Annotated in this window: 11 protein-coding genes; 8 read left to right on the top strand and 3 right to left on the bottom strand. The window is 60.2% G+C overall.

What is annotated here, in order from left to right; translation table 11 throughout:
• Positions 1-131 precede the first annotated feature (131 nt).
• Positions 132-788 (top strand): alpha/beta hydrolase, encoded by a 657-nt coding sequence (locus ABJO61_RS16805; protein ID WP_348324470.1) that lies wholly within the window; start codon positions 132-134, stop codon positions 786-788.
• Between the two features lie 11 nt (positions 789-799).
• Here the strand turns inward: ABJO61_RS16805 and ABJO61_RS16800 are convergent, their stop codons facing one another.
• The gene (locus ABJO61_RS16800; protein ID WP_348324468.1) at positions 800-1,909 is read right to left on the bottom strand and encodes an anhydro-N-acetylmuramic acid kinase; all 1,110 of its coding nucleotides are present in this window, start codon (positions 1,907-1,909) and stop codon (positions 800-802) included.
• An 82-nt stretch (positions 1,910-1,991) separates the two neighbouring features.
• On the opposite strand from ABJO61_RS16800, the gene tyrS reads away from it, so the two are divergent.
• On the top strand, positions 1,992-3,248 hold the full coding sequence (tyrS, locus tag ABJO61_RS16795; RefSeq protein ID WP_348324466.1) for a tyrosine--tRNA ligase: 1,257 nt from the start codon (positions 1,992-1,994) through the stop codon (positions 3,246-3,248).
• A 248-nt stretch (positions 3,249-3,496) separates the two neighbouring features.
• On the opposite strand, the gene ABJO61_RS16790 is transcribed toward tyrS, so the two are convergent.
• On the bottom strand, positions 3,497-7,060 hold the full coding sequence (locus tag ABJO61_RS16790) for an AsmA-like C-terminal domain-containing protein (protein ID WP_348324464.1): 3,564 nt from the start codon (positions 7,058-7,060) through the stop codon (positions 3,497-3,499).
• Positions 7,061-7,289: 229 nt separating this feature from the next.
• Here ABJO61_RS16790 and bcp point away from each other — a divergent pair, with 229 nt between their 5' ends.
• From bcp to ABJO61_RS16770, 4 genes are all read left to right on the top strand, one after another.
• The gene (gene bcp, locus ABJO61_RS16785; protein ID WP_348324462.1) at positions 7,290-7,871 is read left to right on the top strand and encodes a thioredoxin-dependent thiol peroxidase; all 582 of its coding nucleotides are present in this window, start codon (positions 7,290-7,292) and stop codon (positions 7,869-7,871) included.
• Positions 7,872-7,877: 6 nt separating this feature from the next.
• Positions 7,878-8,678, top strand: a complete 801-nt coding sequence (locus ABJO61_RS16780; RefSeq protein ID WP_348324461.1) for a ferritin-like domain-containing protein — start codon at positions 7,878-7,880, stop codon at positions 8,676-8,678.
• A 150-nt stretch (positions 8,679-8,828) separates the two neighbouring features.
• On the top strand, positions 8,829-10,199 hold the full coding sequence (locus ABJO61_RS16775) for a peptidoglycan DD-metalloendopeptidase family protein (protein WP_348324459.1): 1,371 nt from the start codon (positions 8,829-8,831) through the stop codon (positions 10,197-10,199).
• A 73-nt stretch (positions 10,200-10,272) separates the two neighbouring features.
• A complete protein-coding gene (locus ABJO61_RS16770) occupies positions 10,273-10,767 on the top strand; it encodes a polymer-forming cytoskeletal protein (protein WP_348324457.1) in 495 nt (164 codons plus the stop codon).
• Positions 10,768-11,195: 428 nt separating this feature from the next.
• Here ABJO61_RS16770 and prfB read toward each other — a convergent pair.
• A protein-coding gene (gene prfB / locus ABJO61_RS16765) for a peptide chain release factor 2 (RefSeq protein ID WP_348324455.1) occupies positions 11,196-12,324 on the bottom strand; the annotation gives its coding sequence in 2 pieces (ribosomal slippage) (positions 11,196-12,254 and positions 12,256-12,324; 1,128 coding nt in all).
• A 261-nt stretch (positions 12,325-12,585) separates the two neighbouring features.
• Between prfB and ABJO61_RS16760 the strand changes: the two genes are divergently transcribed.
• Both ABJO61_RS16760 and ABJO61_RS16755 read left to right on the top strand, forming a co-directional pair.
• Positions 12,586-13,377 (top strand): glycine zipper domain-containing protein, encoded by a 792-nt coding sequence (locus ABJO61_RS16760; protein WP_348324453.1) that lies wholly within the window; start codon positions 12,586-12,588, stop codon positions 13,375-13,377.
• 53 nt (positions 13,378-13,430) lie between these two features.
• Positions 13,431-15,074, top strand: a complete 1,644-nt coding sequence (locus ABJO61_RS16755; protein ID WP_348324451.1) for a hypothetical protein — start codon at positions 13,431-13,433, stop codon at positions 15,072-15,074.
• Positions 15,075-15,201 lie beyond the last annotated feature (127 nt).

Below are 15,201 nucleotides of genomic sequence, written 5' to 3'. Positions count from 1 at the left end.
GTCAACTATTTAACACCTCATGGCAGATTTTCCAGAGGAATCGGTGCCTTTTTGCGGATAATTTCTCCCATATATCTACTGGGAAATAGGCCGCACCCCCTGACACAGCGTAGCTTGAGACAGACCCAAACATGCCCGAAGTGATTTTTAATGGTCCGGCAGGCCGTATCGAAGGCCGCTATCACCATAGCAAGAAGGCCAATTCCCCCGTTGCACTCGTCCTGCATCCTCATCCGCAGTTCGGTGGCACGATGAACAACCCGGTCACCTATGCGCTGTTTCAGGCCTTCGTGAACCGCGGCTTCTCGGTGCTGCGCTTCAATTTCCGCGGCGTCGGACGCTCTCAGGGCAGCTTCGATTCCGGTATCGGCGAGTTGTCGGATGCGGCGGCGGCGCTGGACTGGCTGCAATCCCAGAATTCGGATGCCTCACAATGCTGGATTGGCGGCTTTTCGTTTGGCGCCTGGATTGCCATGCAGGTGCTGATGCGCCGGCCGGAGATCGAAGGCTTCATCTCGGTCGCCCCGCCCGCCAACATGTATGACTTTTCTTTCCTCGCGCCCTGCCCCTCTTCCGGCATCATCGTCAATGGCGGGATCGATCAGGTCGCCCCGCAGGCCGATGTGCTGAAGCTCGTGGAAAGGCTCAAGACTCAGAAAGGCATCACCATCGAGCATGCGACGGTGGACGGCGCCAACCACTTCTTCGAGAACAAGCTGGAACCGCTTCTCGCAACCGTCGGCACCTATCTCGACAAGCGCCTCGCAGACGGCCCGGAGAAGGGCTGACCACCTTTTCGCTAGTTTTCTTTTTCGGCCCGGTGGAGCTTTCCGCCGGGCATGGGTTCGGGTACGCCCGTCGTCGCGGGCAGGCTGAGCGGAAGGCCGCGAAGCGCGCGGACCGCCAGATAGGCGAAGGCCTCCGCTTCGACATCATCGCCCTTCCAGCCGAGGTCTTCTGCAGGAAGAACACCACCCTGCAGACGCTTGCTGAGCATCGCCATCAGCACTGGATTGTGACGTCCCCCACCGCAGACAATGAACCGCGACGGCACGCCTGGAACATGCGCGAGGCCGCGCGCAATGGCTTCTACCGTGAAAGCCGTGAGCGTTGCCGCTCCATCCGCCGGCGAAAGGTGCGCCACCGCCTCCGGCGAGAAGGAGAAACGGTCAAGCGATTTTGGGGGGGGCGCATCGAAGAAGGCATGGTTCATCAGCCGTTCGAGAACATCCATATCAGCCTCACCCGCGAGCGCGAGGGCGCCGTCGCGGTCGAGCGGTTCGCCGGTATGCGCCATCGCCCAATCGTCGATCAGGGCGTTGCCGGGGCCCGTGTCGAAGGCAATCAGTGAGCCGTCCGTGCCGACATAGGTGATGTTGCCGACACCGCCGATATTGATGATCGCAATCGGCTCCTGCACTCCGGCGCTCCGCGCAAGCGCCTGATGATAGAGCGGCACAAGCGGCGCGCCCTGCCCGCCCGCTGCGACATCGGCGCTGCGGAAATCATTTACGACATCAATGCCGGTCAGCCGCGCGAGTACGTCGCCAAGGCCGATTTGTACGGTGCGGCGGCGCTCCGGCTGGTGCAGCACGGTCTGGCCGTGAAAACCGACAACGGAGATATCCGCAGGCTTCAGCCCCGCCTGCGCCAGCAGCGTACGCACCGCAATGGCATTGGCGAGAGTCAGATGCCGTTCGGCTTCTGCCACCTCTTCTGGCATGGGCTGATCCGCCCCCCATGTCTTCGCCGCCTCCAGCGCCATGCTGAGCAGGAGCCGTTCTTCCGGCTTGTAGGGTACGGAGAGCGAAGCACCCGCTCGCACAACACCCTCGCCGTCGGTTTCGACGACTGCCGCGTCGATACCGTCCAGAGAGGTGCCGCTCATCAGCCCCAGGGCTCGAATCATGGGTCTTTATCCGTTTTTCCCTCAGCCAAAGCGTGATACACCAGCCGCGCTTTCAAGCCTACCGAAACCCCGAGCATTGAAGATGTCCAGCTACAAATCCGATTTCCTGCGTGAACTGGAAGCACGCGGCTTCATCCACCAGCTTTCCGATGCGGACAGCATTGATGAGGGCGCTGCAGAAAGGATGCTGACCGGGTATATCGGCTTCGACGCGACGGCGCCGAGCCTCCATGCAGGCAGTCTCGTCCAGATCATGTTGCTTCGCTGGCTTCAGAAAGCCGGGCACAAGCCCATTACGCTGATGGGCGGCGGCACAACGCGCATCGGTGATCCGAGCTTTCGCGACGATGCGCGGCCTCTGCTCACGGACGAGAAGATCGACGAGAACCTGGCGGGCATCAAAAAGGTTTTCGCACGGTTCCTGAATTTCGGCGAGGGCAAGACCGACGCTGTCATGGTGAACAATCGAGATTGGCTCGACGATCTTCAGTACATCGACTTCCTGCGCGACTACGGGCGCCATTTTTCAGTAAACCGGATGCTTTCCTTCGAGAGCGTGAAGATCCGGCTTGAGCGCGAGCAGAACCTCTCGTTCCTCGAATTCAATTACATGATCCTCCAAGCCTATGATTTCGTGGAACTGAACCGCAAATATGGCTGCAACCTCCAAATGGGCGGCTCTGATCAGTGGGGAAATATCGTCAACGGAATTGAGCTTGGCCGCCGCGTGGACGGCTCTACTCTGTTCGGCCTGACAAGCCCGCTCCTGACGACTTCCTCGGGCGCCAAGATGGGCAAGACGGCCTCCGGCGCCGTCTGGCTCAATGCCGAGATGCTTTCGCCCTACGACTACTGGCAATACTGGCGGAACACCGAAGATGCGGATGTCGGACGCTTCATGCGCCTCTTCACCGAACTGCCGCTTGACGAGATTGCACGCCTCGAAACACTCAAAGGCTCTGAGATCAACGAAGCAAAGAAGATACTCGCGACCGAAGCGACAGCCATGCTGCATGGCCGCGAGGAAGCCGAGAAGGCGGCCAATGCTGCCCGCACCGCTTTCGAGGAAGGCGCTTTCAGCGCTGACCTGCCGACCGTCGAAATCGAAGCGGACGCACTTGATGCCGGTATCGGTCTTCTTACTGCTCTCGTTCAGGCTGGGCTCTGCTCTTCGACGAGCGATGCGCGCCGCCAGATCAAGGGCGGGGCTGTGCGGGTCAACGACGCGCAGACCGGCGACGAGAAAACCGTTCTCTCCGGGGAGAACCTCACGAGCGATGGCGTCGTTAAACTTTCGCTGGGCAAGAAGAAGCATGTGCTTCTGAAACCCGCGAGCTAAAAAGAAGTCAGCCCTCTCCGCTTCCGGAGAGGGCTCTTCCTGAACGCTCCCTTATTCTTCTCATTCTTCTTCTTGTTGTTTGGCGTTCCGCGGCTATTGCCTGCCGCTTGTTCCATATTTCATTCGGCGGCAGTCGTCGCGCTGAGGATGGAAGATATGCTTGCCCTCCATCCAGAGCCGCGCCCAACGCCAATGGGAAAATCATATCTGCGGAGTTGAACTCCGCAATCTAAATTTGACAGAGAAGTCTAATTTTGCGGTGCAACAGAGGCCGGCTCGGCTTCGCTCCGAGGCGAAGCGGGGATTTCCGCTTCTTCTTCCGATGCCGCCGGCGTATCCGGTAACGAAGGCACAACCTTCGCGGGCGCCGACTTACCGGTTGGCGAAACCGGATTCTGCGGCTCGGGCGGCATGTTTTCTCCGAACTCGAAAATGCGGCGCAGGAAGCCGGGCGCAATTGCCGATAGCGGGTTCACCACCACAGTGGGGTCGTCAGTTTGTCCCCGCACGCTATAAGTAATGGCAAAGATCCCCTCGCCTTCGCGACCGACGATTATCGGGCCTATCACGGGGACGTTTCCAAGGAAGGAATTGATCGTGTATGCGGGAACGAGCGTTCCCTCCATGTCGATCTGGTCGCTAGCGCGGTCAATCTGGCCTTCCATCGTGAGGCCAATGGCCGGGCCGGACATCCGGGCATCATTCAGGCGAACACGGCTTTCCGTCATCGAGAATGGCACCTCAAGGCGCGTGAAGAGGATGCCGTCGCCGCGCAGCGTATCGCCAATGCCGGTCAGGGAGCCGACGGTCAGAATATTCGCAAGAACCGGTGCATCCACGATCCGGAAATCCTCGATCGTCAACGTGCCGCTCAGCGGCGAACCCGGCTTGCTGTCATCATAAACACCTTTCACATCAAGAATTCCGCCGTGGATGCTTCGCGTGAAATCGAGGCCCCGAAAGATCGCGCCGGCGTTACCCGACGTCATTTCCAGGTGACGCGCGCTCTCCCCGTCCCGCCCGACCTTGAAGCTGACCGGCTTTCCCTCTTCGCCGGTCGCCGTCACATCCATCGACCAGAGCGTATTTTCGACCTCAACCATATCCAGGCGGACATTGTTGAAGCTGGTGCCGTGGTTGCCCACCGCCGTGCCGATATCGGCGCGGAAGGCCGTGCGCCGCAGCGGGTCGGCGAGGGGCACATCTTCCAGCAAGATTGCCTCGCTCGTTTCACTCGCGCTTCCGGCCTCTTCCCGCATTCCCTCACCGCCGGAAAAGAGATTGCCGAGAGCGTGCCGCGCGTCGAAGCGCTGCCCGCGTATGCTCATTTCAAGCGCAGCGTTTTCGGCCGGACCGGCCTTGAAGCTGAAATCGTTGTCGGGACCAAGCTTTACCGTTGGAAAATCGGCAGCGATCAGGCGCCCACCGGTGCCAATGGTGAAATTGCCGCTGGCACTTATCCCCTCCCCGCTCAGCACGAAGTCGGACAGCCGATAACCGCCATCTTCCTGGATGAGCACATCGAAATTCGCCATCGCCGGCACCCCCGGTTCCTTGCGCCAGGATGCATCGTCGAGTTTCGCGACAGCATTCTTCAAATCCGCCTTCACCGAAGCCCGGTCGACGTTACTGCCATCGCCCATGATCGTCGCGTCGACCAGGGCAGGCCCGGAAACGAACTGGCTGAGTTTCAGCCCCATGGCGGAAAGGGCCTCGTCATCCACTTCACCGCGCAAACGGTAGACGGAACCGGGTGTAACTTCGGGACTGAAACTTTCTTTCCATTCGAGGTTCACGCTCGCCGCACCGTTGAGAACGATGGGCCCCGTCGCGGTGAGCCCGCTCCGGTTCACCGTCATGTCGAGCGTACCGGCCGTCAGCGAGAGATTCTCGCGGATGTTCGGTATCGAAGCGTTTTCGATATGCGCCTTACCCGAGAAGTCCACCTGCTCCATCTGCACGTGCTTCACGAGAGGCAGGGAAATCTCGCCCTCGAGAGACCCGCTTCCCCCTACTTGCGCGGGATCGATCCCGAAATCGCGGATGAAGTGCAGAGGTTCATGGTCGAGTACACCGAGCACATCCGCAGTGGCGCCGGACGCCTTGAAAAGGATATGCCCGGGCGCCCCCTTCCGGCTTAGCTCGTCATTGTAGAAATGGCCGTCGCCGATCGTGACGTCGCCCTTGCTCTCCTGGCGGATGACGGCGGATGGCACCCATGCATCAAAGCGATCACCCAGGACGCGACCGCGAGCCTGAACCTCCACCATCGGCGGCAAATCACCGAGATAATGCATGGTCTGGCCGGAGGCGGTGAACTCGAACCGGATATTTTCGTCGGACAAAGGGATATGGTCGGCGGCATCGGCAATCATGCCGCCCGCAAGGTCGATGTCGAAAGAGCCGCTATCGACCGTACCGCCCAAAAGATTTTTACCAACCCATTCGCGCGCTCCTTTTGCGAGGGGGAGCGGCCATATCGCCTTCAATGACTCGAAAGGCATGGGATCAATGCCGCCCTTGATCTTCACGAGGGGCGAACGATCAGCATTGGCGATCTGGCCCGCCAGGCGGATACCGCCACCGCCCGTACCGACAAAGAGTTCCTCGATATCCGCGCTCAAGGCATCGAAATCGATATCCGCCTTCAGCGTCGCCTTTTCGAGATCGACAGGTCCGACAAAGAAACCGGGAACCTCGGTATGAAACTTGTCCGCGACGAGAGCGACCCGCGCCGAGGAAATGTCAAACCCCTTGCGAACCCGGTAATCCACGGTACCGCCCAGCGATGCCTCGTGCGGGCCCGCCTTCACCACCAGCTTTTCGAGCTTCAACCGCTGCAACAATCCGTCGATGGTGACATCGCCCTCGGCGGCCTCAAGCGGGATGGTCGTATTCCAGGGCGCGGGAAGGTCGATCTCCCCGGCCCCAGCGCGGACTGCAAGGTGGCCAGAACGAAGCGCACCGTCCCGACCGATACGCAACTCGCCATCGGCAAAGAGCGGCGCATTGAAAATTCCATAGTCCGACAGCGAGGGTGCGGTGCGCGCCAGGGCGGCAGGCACGAGATCGGCGATGCTCGCCTCGATATTCGCTTCGTCGGCTCCAGCGGACAGTTCACCGTTCATTTCGAGTGTCGCCATCGTATCCCCGATGGCGACTTTCGCATGAAGAACGCCGGCAAGGCCGCCGCCGCCCTTGTAGATGATCAGGTTCGCGTCGGGCGCATCGAATGTAAGACCGTTTACTTCATCGACGAAGCGAAGCTCGGCATTACGTATGCCGAAGCGCGACAGGTAGCCGAGCGGCGAGGACGTGTCGCCTTCCGAGATAAGGGCTTCGAGCATTGGGCCGACAACGGATGGTGTATCGGGATCGGGGGCGTCGCCGTCGGATCCGGCCAACGCCAAAGTTATCCCCGTGCCAGGACGACGGAGAACGGTGGCGCGTACGCCGAACAGTTCCACACCTTTGGGTGCCAGGGTGCCACGGAGGAGCGCGGGCATGCTTACATCGAAGGCAACCTCCGGTACGCCGGCAACCCGGTTTCCGTCGGCACCAGTGAGACGCACATCGCGAAGCCGGAGCGAGAGTTCCCTGTCTTCAGCCGACCAGATGAGAACCGTATCCCCAATGTCGAGCCTTCCGCCCTGGAGCTCGGGGGCGGTTGCGTCCTCAATCATCTGGTTGAGAAGGGAAAGGGAGACGGGACCGGATGAAAGCTGCCATGCGAGAACGGCAAAAAGCGTGGCCGTCACGGCGACGGCGACACCCACCACTTCCAATAAAATCTTGCTACTACGACGGATCAAGAAAGGCTGCTGCTCCTCTCGCTTGCCACGCTATGAAAACCGCATAATTGAGGCGAAAGCGAGTCAGGAGGTTTTATCCCCTCCCCCCGGCGAAGTCTGCATTTTTGCCAGCAGGCACCCCGCATTTCGCAAGCGAGGCTTAACGCGCTGGCCAGACGAAAGGCGAACGACCATATTGAGCCGCCGCGGAGACGCGCGAGCAGATAAACGGCAACAAGGAGGCACGGAAATGGCGAAGGCAGCGACCCCCAAAAACCCAAAGACAGCAACGAAGGCCAAGCCCGCTGCCCGGAAGCCTGCCGCGAAAAAACCGGCAGCCAAGCCAAAAGCCAAGCCCGCCGATGCCGGCCTCCCGCAGGCGGACAGCAAGGCACCCGCCTTTTCCCTTCCCGCCGACGACGGCTCCACCGTTTCGCTGAAATCTCTCGCGGGGAAGAAGGCTGTTCTCTATTTCTACCCTAAGGACGATACCCCCGGTTGCACGACAGAAGGCATCGCATTCAGCGCGCTGAAGAAAAAGTTCGATGCGGCCAATACGGTCGTGCTCGGCATCTCGAAGGACACGATCGAGAAGCACTGCAAGTTTCGCGACAAGCACAACCTCACCGTCAGGCTGCTTTCGGACGAGGACGGCAAGATGCTCGAAGCCTATGGCGTCTGGGCCGAGAAGAGCCTCTATGGCCGCAAGTTCATGGGTATCAACCGCACCACTTTCCTGATCGACGAGAAAGGCGTGATCCGGCAGGTCTGGCCGAAGGTCAAGGTGAACGGTCATGCCGAAGAAGTGCTGACGGCGGCAAAGGGTATATAAGCTGCGATGAGGGAAACGGGATCTCTTGCGCAAGCCGCGCGCGACGTCCTGCTTTGCGGCGATGCGCGCGGAAAAGCGGCACTGGCGCGCGAGGTTGCCGCGAAATGGCGGGCGGGCAGCCTCGAAGCCGACGGCGCCGCGGCAATGCCGGAACGGCCGAACCGGCCTGAAAAGCCGGAACTTCTTCTTCCCCGCGACATGCCGCGCCGCAGCTTCAAGGGCGAACGGGGCCGCATTGCCCTTCTCCATTCAATTGCACATATCGAACTCAACGCGATCGACCTCGCCTTTGACATGGCGGGCCGGTTCCAGCAACCGGACCTGCCGCGCTCGTTCTTCGACGACTGGATCGGCGTCGGCGACGACGAGGCACGTCACTTCACGATGCTCGATGAGCGGCTCGCCGCCTTTGGCGCATGCTATGGCGACCTGCCTGCCCATGACGGGCTGTGGCAGGCAGCCGAGGAGACGGCTCATGATCTGCTCGCACGCCTGGCGGTCGTGCCGATGGTGCTTGAAGCGCGGGGCCTCGATGTTACCCCCGCCATGATCGAACGGCTCACCCGGGCCGGGGACAAGGCAAGCGCGGACGTGCTCGATACGATCTACACGGAAGAACAACGCCATGTCGCTGCAGGGGCGCACTGGTTCCACCATGTCTGCACGGCCCGCGACATCGAGCCCCGGCAAACCTTTCATGCGCTTGTGAAGCAGCACTTCCGCGGCGCGCTGAAACCGCCCTTCAATGCGCAGGCACGCAGCTCAGCGGGACTCGAGCCCGACTTCTACGAGCCCTTGGCAGGATGAAGCCGATTTCGTTGGCAGAGCCTTTTTCTGCAATATGGTGAATTCAAATTAACCATTAACATCAAAACTCTACGGGCGTATGTTGTCAGCCTGTGCCAAATTGGGGTGGAATAGGCACATAACAATGGGGATCAAGGGGCATTGAGGGGCATGCACCAGCGGCAGGGTTGGGCCGATAAACTTCGCAATTTCTTGCGCCATATGTACGTGGAGCGGCAGATCTATATCCGCAGCCATGGCCATGTGCAGTTCATTTCGTTGTCGCCGCTCACGCAGACCGCGTTTGCGGCGATTGCATTCGCGTTCCTGAGCTGGATCGCCTTCGCATCGGTGAACGTGGTCTTCAAGGAACAGATCATCGCGTCCAAGGACCGGCGCTACGTCAAGATGCAGGGCGCCTATGAGGAGCGTCTGGCGCAGCTTCAGGGCGCCTATGACGAGTTGAACGGACAGCTGGTCATCACCGAAGAGCGCTTCCTGGCGACGACACATCAGCTTGAGGAAAAGCACAAGCAGCTCGCCACGCTGATGAGCCAGCGCCAGACCGCGAGCTCCCAGCTCGACACGATGCGCCGCCGCTACGCCGCCACCGTGTCCGGCGCGACCACGGCGGGAGACGAAGGCAATACGGTTCTGATGCGGGTGGACGGCGCCACGGAGGGCCCTGACATCGCCCATATCACAGCCCGTCCAGAGCGCACCGCCGACCTCGAGCCGTTTGTCATAGACAGCGGCGAAGGCATTGATTTTGCTGGCCTTGCAGGGAGCGCAGGGGCCGACAACTCGATCGTTTCCACAATCGATACACGGCTTGCCCAGCTTGACACAGCGCAGCAGAGCCTCATCAACAATGTGGAAGAGGTGACTGACAGGCGGGTGCGCGAGCTGAAATCCATCATCAGCATGACCAAGGTGGTGAACCCCGAGGAGATGCTGGAGCGGACGGCGGAGAATGGCGGCGACGCCCAGGGCGGCCCCTTCATCGACCTTGCCGATATCGACGCGCTGGCTGGCGGCGGCGACGAAAGCGCCTTCGCAAAACAGCTTTTCAGGATAAGCCAAAACCTCAAGAAAATGGCCGATCTTGAGGATTCCATTGCGAGAATGCCGTTGGCCTCACCGCTGGTGAGCTACCGCAAGACAAGCAGCTACGGCTCCCGCCGCGATCCCTTCAACGGGCGCATGGCATTCCATTCCGGCGAGGACATGGCGGCCTATTACGGAGCGACAATCTATGCGCCTGCGACAGGCGTCGTGACCTATGCGGGCTGGAAGGGCGGCTATGGCCGGATCGTCGAAATCGACCATGGCAATGGCTTCCGCACCCGTTACGGCCATCTTGGCAAGATCTCGGTCAAGGCTGGCCAGGAAATTGCATTCCGTGAAGTCCTAGGCAAAGTCGGGTCCTCTGGCCGCAGCAGCGGGCCCCATCTTCACTACGAGGTCTGGTTCGACGGTATCGTTCGCAACCCCTCCAAGTTCATCGAGGCAGGGCATTATGTTTTCGCGAAGCAAGGATAAAGACACCGACACCAAGGCGGCCGCACCCGCCCCCGCGGCCCCCGCAAGCGGGTCAGCCGGCAGGCGGCCCAATGTGCGCACCGCGCCGTCGATCATCTCGAACGACCTGGTGGTGCATGGCAATCTGACGGCCACCGGCGACATCCAGGTCGATGGCACGGTGGAAGGAGATATCCGCAGCCAGTCGCTGACAATTGGCGAAAAAGCGTCGATTTCCGGCGAAGTGGTTGCCGACGACATCGTGATCCGCGGCCGCGTGGTCGGCACGATCCGGGGACGGCGCGTTCAGCTCGCCTCGACCTGCCATGTCGAAGGCGACATTCTGCATGAGGCGCTGGCCGTGGAAACGGGCGCGTTCTTCGAAGGTGCCTGCCGCCATTCGGACGACCCGATCAGCCAGCAGTCGAGCTCGACCGCCCGCACATCGCCCACACCGCGGCCCGCAGCGCCCGCCTCCACGGCGAGCAGCAACGGCCTCGGCTCCACGCCCCGCCCCGCCGCCGGCAATGACAGCCCGGTGGTCGTGAACGATGGCGGCGTGGTGGTGAAGCGGCCCGCCGCGCAGTAAAGCCGACGAAATTCGAGGGGAAAACGAGGCCGGGGACGCATGTCTCCGGCCTCTTTCGTTGCCCGCGCGGAAAGTGGCAGAAACCTTGGGGTTTTCACGATCCGCCCGCCGACTGTCATCGAAACGTCATCAAACCGTCATATTGGGCGGACTTATCCCCGCGCCGGGGATATCCCGGCCGGCGCGCGCGACACGCCCTGCCCGTGGAAGAGACGTGTCCCGCGACGGGAGAGGTACGCTTCAGCGTATATCGAGGCGGGACCGGAAATGTGCCGGAACGGCACAGGCGATTAAGCACAAACGGGAGGCCGAAAAGGAGATGCGTCCAGAGCGCGAACGGGTGCGGAGCGATTTCGGCGGCCGGGGGAAATAAAAAAGTAATCCCCGCGTCCCCAAGCCCTGCGTCAAACCCTGCCCCAAGCCCTGACCTAGTCGATATCCTCGACGGCTTCCGTGCCGCCCTTCACGCGCGCGGCGAGCGACGCGGCCATGAACCTGTCGAGGTCGCCGCCAAGGACGCCTTCCGTGTCGGAGGTCTCGACGCCGGTGCGCAGGTCCTTCACCATCTGATAGGGCTGAAGGACATAGGAGCGGATCTGGTGGCCCCAGCCGATCTCCGTCTTGCTGGCGGCTTCGGCATTGGCCACCTCCTCGCGCTTCTGCAGCTCGGCTTCATAGAGACGCGCGCGCAACATGTCCCAGGCGGTGGCGCGGTTCTTGTGCTGCGAACGCTCGTTCTGACAGGAGACGACAATGCCGGTCGGGATGTGGGTGATGCGGACCGCGCTGTCCGTCGTGTTGACGTGCTGGCCGCCCGCACCGGAGGCCCGATAGGTATCGATGCGGCAATCGCTCTCGTTCACATCAATGTCGATCTTGTCGTCGACCACCGGATAGACCCAGACGGAGGAGAAGCTGGTGTGGCGGCGCGCGGCGCTGTCATAGGGCGAGATACGCACGAGCCGGTGAACGCCGGACTCCGTCTTCAGCCAGCCAAAGGCATTGTGGCCCTTGACGAGAATGGTGGCCGACTTGATGCCCGCCTCTTCGCCGTCATGGCGCTCCATCAGCTCGACCTTGAAGCCGCGGCGCTCCGCCCAGCGCGTATACATGCGCAACAGCATCTGCGCCCAGTCCTGGCTTTCCGTGCCGCCCGCGCCCGCATGGACTTCGACATAGGTGTCGTTGGCATCGGCCTCGCCGGAGAGCAGCGTCTCGATCTCGGCCTCGCCCGCCTCATCACGCGCGGCCTTGAGCGCGACCTCGGCTTCGGCGACGATGGCGTCGTCGCCCTCGGCCTCGCCCATTTCGATCAGTTCGAGATTGTCGTTGAGGGCGGCTTCGAGCTTGCGATAGCGGTTGATCGATTCTTCCAGCCGCGTGCGCTCGCGCATCAGGCCCTGGGCCTCTTCGGGATCGTTCCAGAAGTCGGGGTCTTCGGCTTTCGCCGTCAGCTCATCGAAACGTCTAAGGGCAGCATCCCAGTCAAAGATGCCTCCTCAGCAGCGCGAGCGACTGCTTGATTTCGTCGGCGAGGGTCTGCGTCTCGGCGCGCATGGCGTGAACTCTTCCCGGTATTTCGTGTCTCGGGCCGGATTCGGCCCGTTCGCTGGCGCGGAAAATAGGGGGGATGGGGGGAGGTGTAAAGGTGGACGCTATCAAACCTCGCTGTCGTCCTCTCCAATTCACTCACGATATGCTCGTCTGCGAAGCGCACTTCGAGCGAAAAACACCGACAAGCGGACCCGAGGCACATTCATTATTGTTTTTGATACTCATACCGCTAGCATTGATTTTCCAATTGCCGGGGGGCCACCAATGAAATTCCGAAGCTTACGAGCGCTTATTCTTTTTTTGTCACTTTTTTCTCTGACTGCCTGCGAAACTACGGGGTCCAATCAGTCACTGGGTACAGCGCTTGGCGGGCTCGCTGGCGGCGTTCTGGGAAACATCGCTTCCGATGACAACAAGGCCCTGTGGACGGTTGTCGGGGCGGCCGCCGGTGCCTTTGTCGGAAACCAGATCGGTCGATATCTCGACGACCAAGATCGCGAGAAAATGGCCCAATCAACTCAGCACGCGCTGAACAACGGAAAATCGCAAAGCTGGTCCAGTCCCGACAATGGCACCGCCGGTCGAGCAACAGTCGTCTCATCACAGACCCGCACAGAACAAGTGGCTGTACCGGTCCTGAAAGAAAAGGTGAAGAATGTCCCTCCCCTTTCGTTTGAGGAGGGCGGTGTTTTTCGCGCGAAAAAGAGCGCGAACGTCCGCGGAGGCCCCGGAACCGACTATGTACTCGTAGGGTCCGTTGAAGCCGGCGAATCCGTCAGCGTAATCGGCAAGGTAAAGCACGAGCCCTGGTTTATGATTGGCAAATCCGGTGTGGGTAGCGGATTTATATATGCACCTCTCGTCACCAAGGATACGGAAGCACCTTCGCAAGCAGCCGCAGCACAAATTGCCAAAGCCGACATCGTCACGCACGAGGCGACCGTCGAAACCCTGTGCCGGACCGTTGAACAGTCGGTGACAGCAAAGGATGGCACACAACACATCGAAACCGTGACAGCGTGCAAGGGACCGAACGGCTGGCAACCAGCAGCATAGGTATAACAATGAGCAGGCGGCATTGGCTTACGGGTATCCTCTGGGGCTCCCTCGTGAGTTCCCTTATCTCCTCCCCGGGTTTCGCGCGACCGCTCGGCGCGGACGGAGAAACGACTTTCTCTGTTCCGGACAGCTTTTCCTGCAGCGATAAAGTGGCAGTCACCGTCGATACGCCGGACAAGACGCTTTTCGACGGCGATCGCACCAGACTTCAAACGCAGATCGGTCTGATCAGGGCGGCGCTTGGATTCGAATGTCCTTCCGTGAATACGATCGAAATCAGCGGAAGAGTGCGCGACAACGAAGTCTTTCGCGGGAAAGCGGCGGCAGCCGACGGCTGGATTCTTCAAGCCACGAAGACGCGGGACGAGGCAGCACTGGAGTACGCGCAACAAGCAATCAAGGACATAGAAGCCGAAGGCTCCAGCTATAAAGACGCTGATCGCGTCTTTAAGACCGGACAGGCTTACGCTCACTATGCCGACAAGGAACGGTCCGACCTTGCCGATTCTATCATGCGGGCAACGAACCAGCGCGTGGAGCAGCTGCTTCGATCTTCATTCGCAGAATATGAAACTGCACTCACCAAACGCCCATTCACAATAGCCAACATCGAAGTGGCAAACGCTGAACTTGACCTCTTCAAATCCAGCGCCGGGACGTTTTCCGGCTACGAACCATATATCGGCGCTGCTTCATCCTATCTCGCGAAAGCCGATAAGACCCGGTGCGACGAGACGCTCGACAAGGCGGGTATTTCGGAAAGCAGCGCGGAAGATTTCGTTCTCGTCGGAAACGAAGCAATACCTCTGGCGAGTTTTGTCTGCCGCGCCGCCGATCGAGGAAACCAGATAATCTCGTTCGACCGAACCTGGTCTTTCGTCACCTATGAGATGAACTTCAAGACGAATGGGGGGGCTTATCAGACCGCAAGACTCCGTAACGCGGACGTTCTTCCCGGTACCGAAGCACTCGTGGGCTACGAACTCGGAGACTCCACGTCGCTAAACCCAATTTCGATCGAACAATGGGCTGCCTATGCAAACAACCTGCTTTCCTCCAAGTCTGTGGGAAAATGGTCGCAACAATCCTCCATAGACGTTTCAACGGCGGCGACACCCTCTATGCCAACGGAAACGCAGGAGCTACAGGCCAGGACCAGTATCGATTTCGATCAGTTCACCGCGCCAGATCTCATGAAAGCATTCCATGAGCGGGACACGGTTGGATATGTGGAGTCGCCGCTAAACCCGCTTGCCTATATCTCGGGTGCGAACGAAGCACTGAATGATGAGTCGACGCTTTTTCTCGTCGAGAATCCAAAGAAATTCATAAGAGAGCTGTCTCCCAATCTCAATGCGGACATCGGTCGTATCATTAGCACAAATAACCGCATCATCGGCCAGGCAACGAACGCCGGCGGTAACATGATGTGGAACATGTTGAAGGCGATGGGAGATACGCGACGGGCAGGCGGCTCTGTTTCCGACGAAATCGCAGCAATAAACAGATCTGTTTACGGCGACCAGCCGACGGAGAGTCGTAGCGGCGACATCTACGGCACATCATTAAATGGAGCCAAGCAGTGGGGCCGGAAGGACGGCCGTTCGCTCGCTCTTCTTTTCGACGAAAATCCAGAAGATTTTCGAAAGATATATCAAGGCATGCAGCACTTTGTGTATGAGGAAGTGCGGTAGGCGCGAGAATTTCAGGCGTTCGCCGGGGTGACACCTGTGAGGGTGATTGGCGTCAGAGAAATTACTGCCCAGCGGAGGAGTCTTTGGAGGACGGCGCGTTCCGCGCCTACTGGATTGCCGGATCGAG

Origin of the sequence: Parvibaculum sp. (assembly GCF_039973015.1) — a bacterium.
Lineage (GTDB): Bacteria > Pseudomonadota > Alphaproteobacteria > Parvibaculales > Parvibaculaceae > Parvibaculum.
This window is presented reverse-complemented; position numbering and strand designations above follow the sequence as displayed.

What these genes read in the sequence shown, in the direction of transcription:
- ABJO61_RS16805 (WP_348324470.1), top strand. Translation starts at nt 132, where the DNA reads ATGCCCGAAGTGATTTTTAATGGTCCGGCAGGCCGTATCGAAGGCCGC.
- ABJO61_RS16800 (WP_348324468.1), bottom strand. Translation starts at nt 1,909, where the DNA reads ATGATTCGAGCCCTGGGGCTGATGAGCGGCACCTCTCTGGACGGTATC.
- tyrS (WP_348324466.1), top strand. Translation starts at nt 1,992, where the DNA reads ATGTCCAGCTACAAATCCGATTTCCTGCGTGAACTGGAAGCACGCGGC.
- bcp (WP_348324462.1), top strand. Translation starts at nt 7,290, where the DNA reads ATGGCGAAGGCAGCGACCCCCAAAAACCCAAAGACAGCAACGAAGGCC.
- ABJO61_RS16780 (WP_348324461.1), top strand. Translation starts at nt 7,878, where the DNA reads ATGAGGGAAACGGGATCTCTTGCGCAAGCCGCGCGCGACGTCCTGCTT.
- ABJO61_RS16775 (WP_348324459.1), top strand. Translation starts at nt 8,829, where the DNA reads ATGCACCAGCGGCAGGGTTGGGCCGATAAACTTCGCAATTTCTTGCGC.
- ABJO61_RS16760 (WP_348324453.1), top strand. Translation starts at nt 12,586, where the DNA reads ATGAAATTCCGAAGCTTACGAGCGCTTATTCTTTTTTTGTCACTTTTT.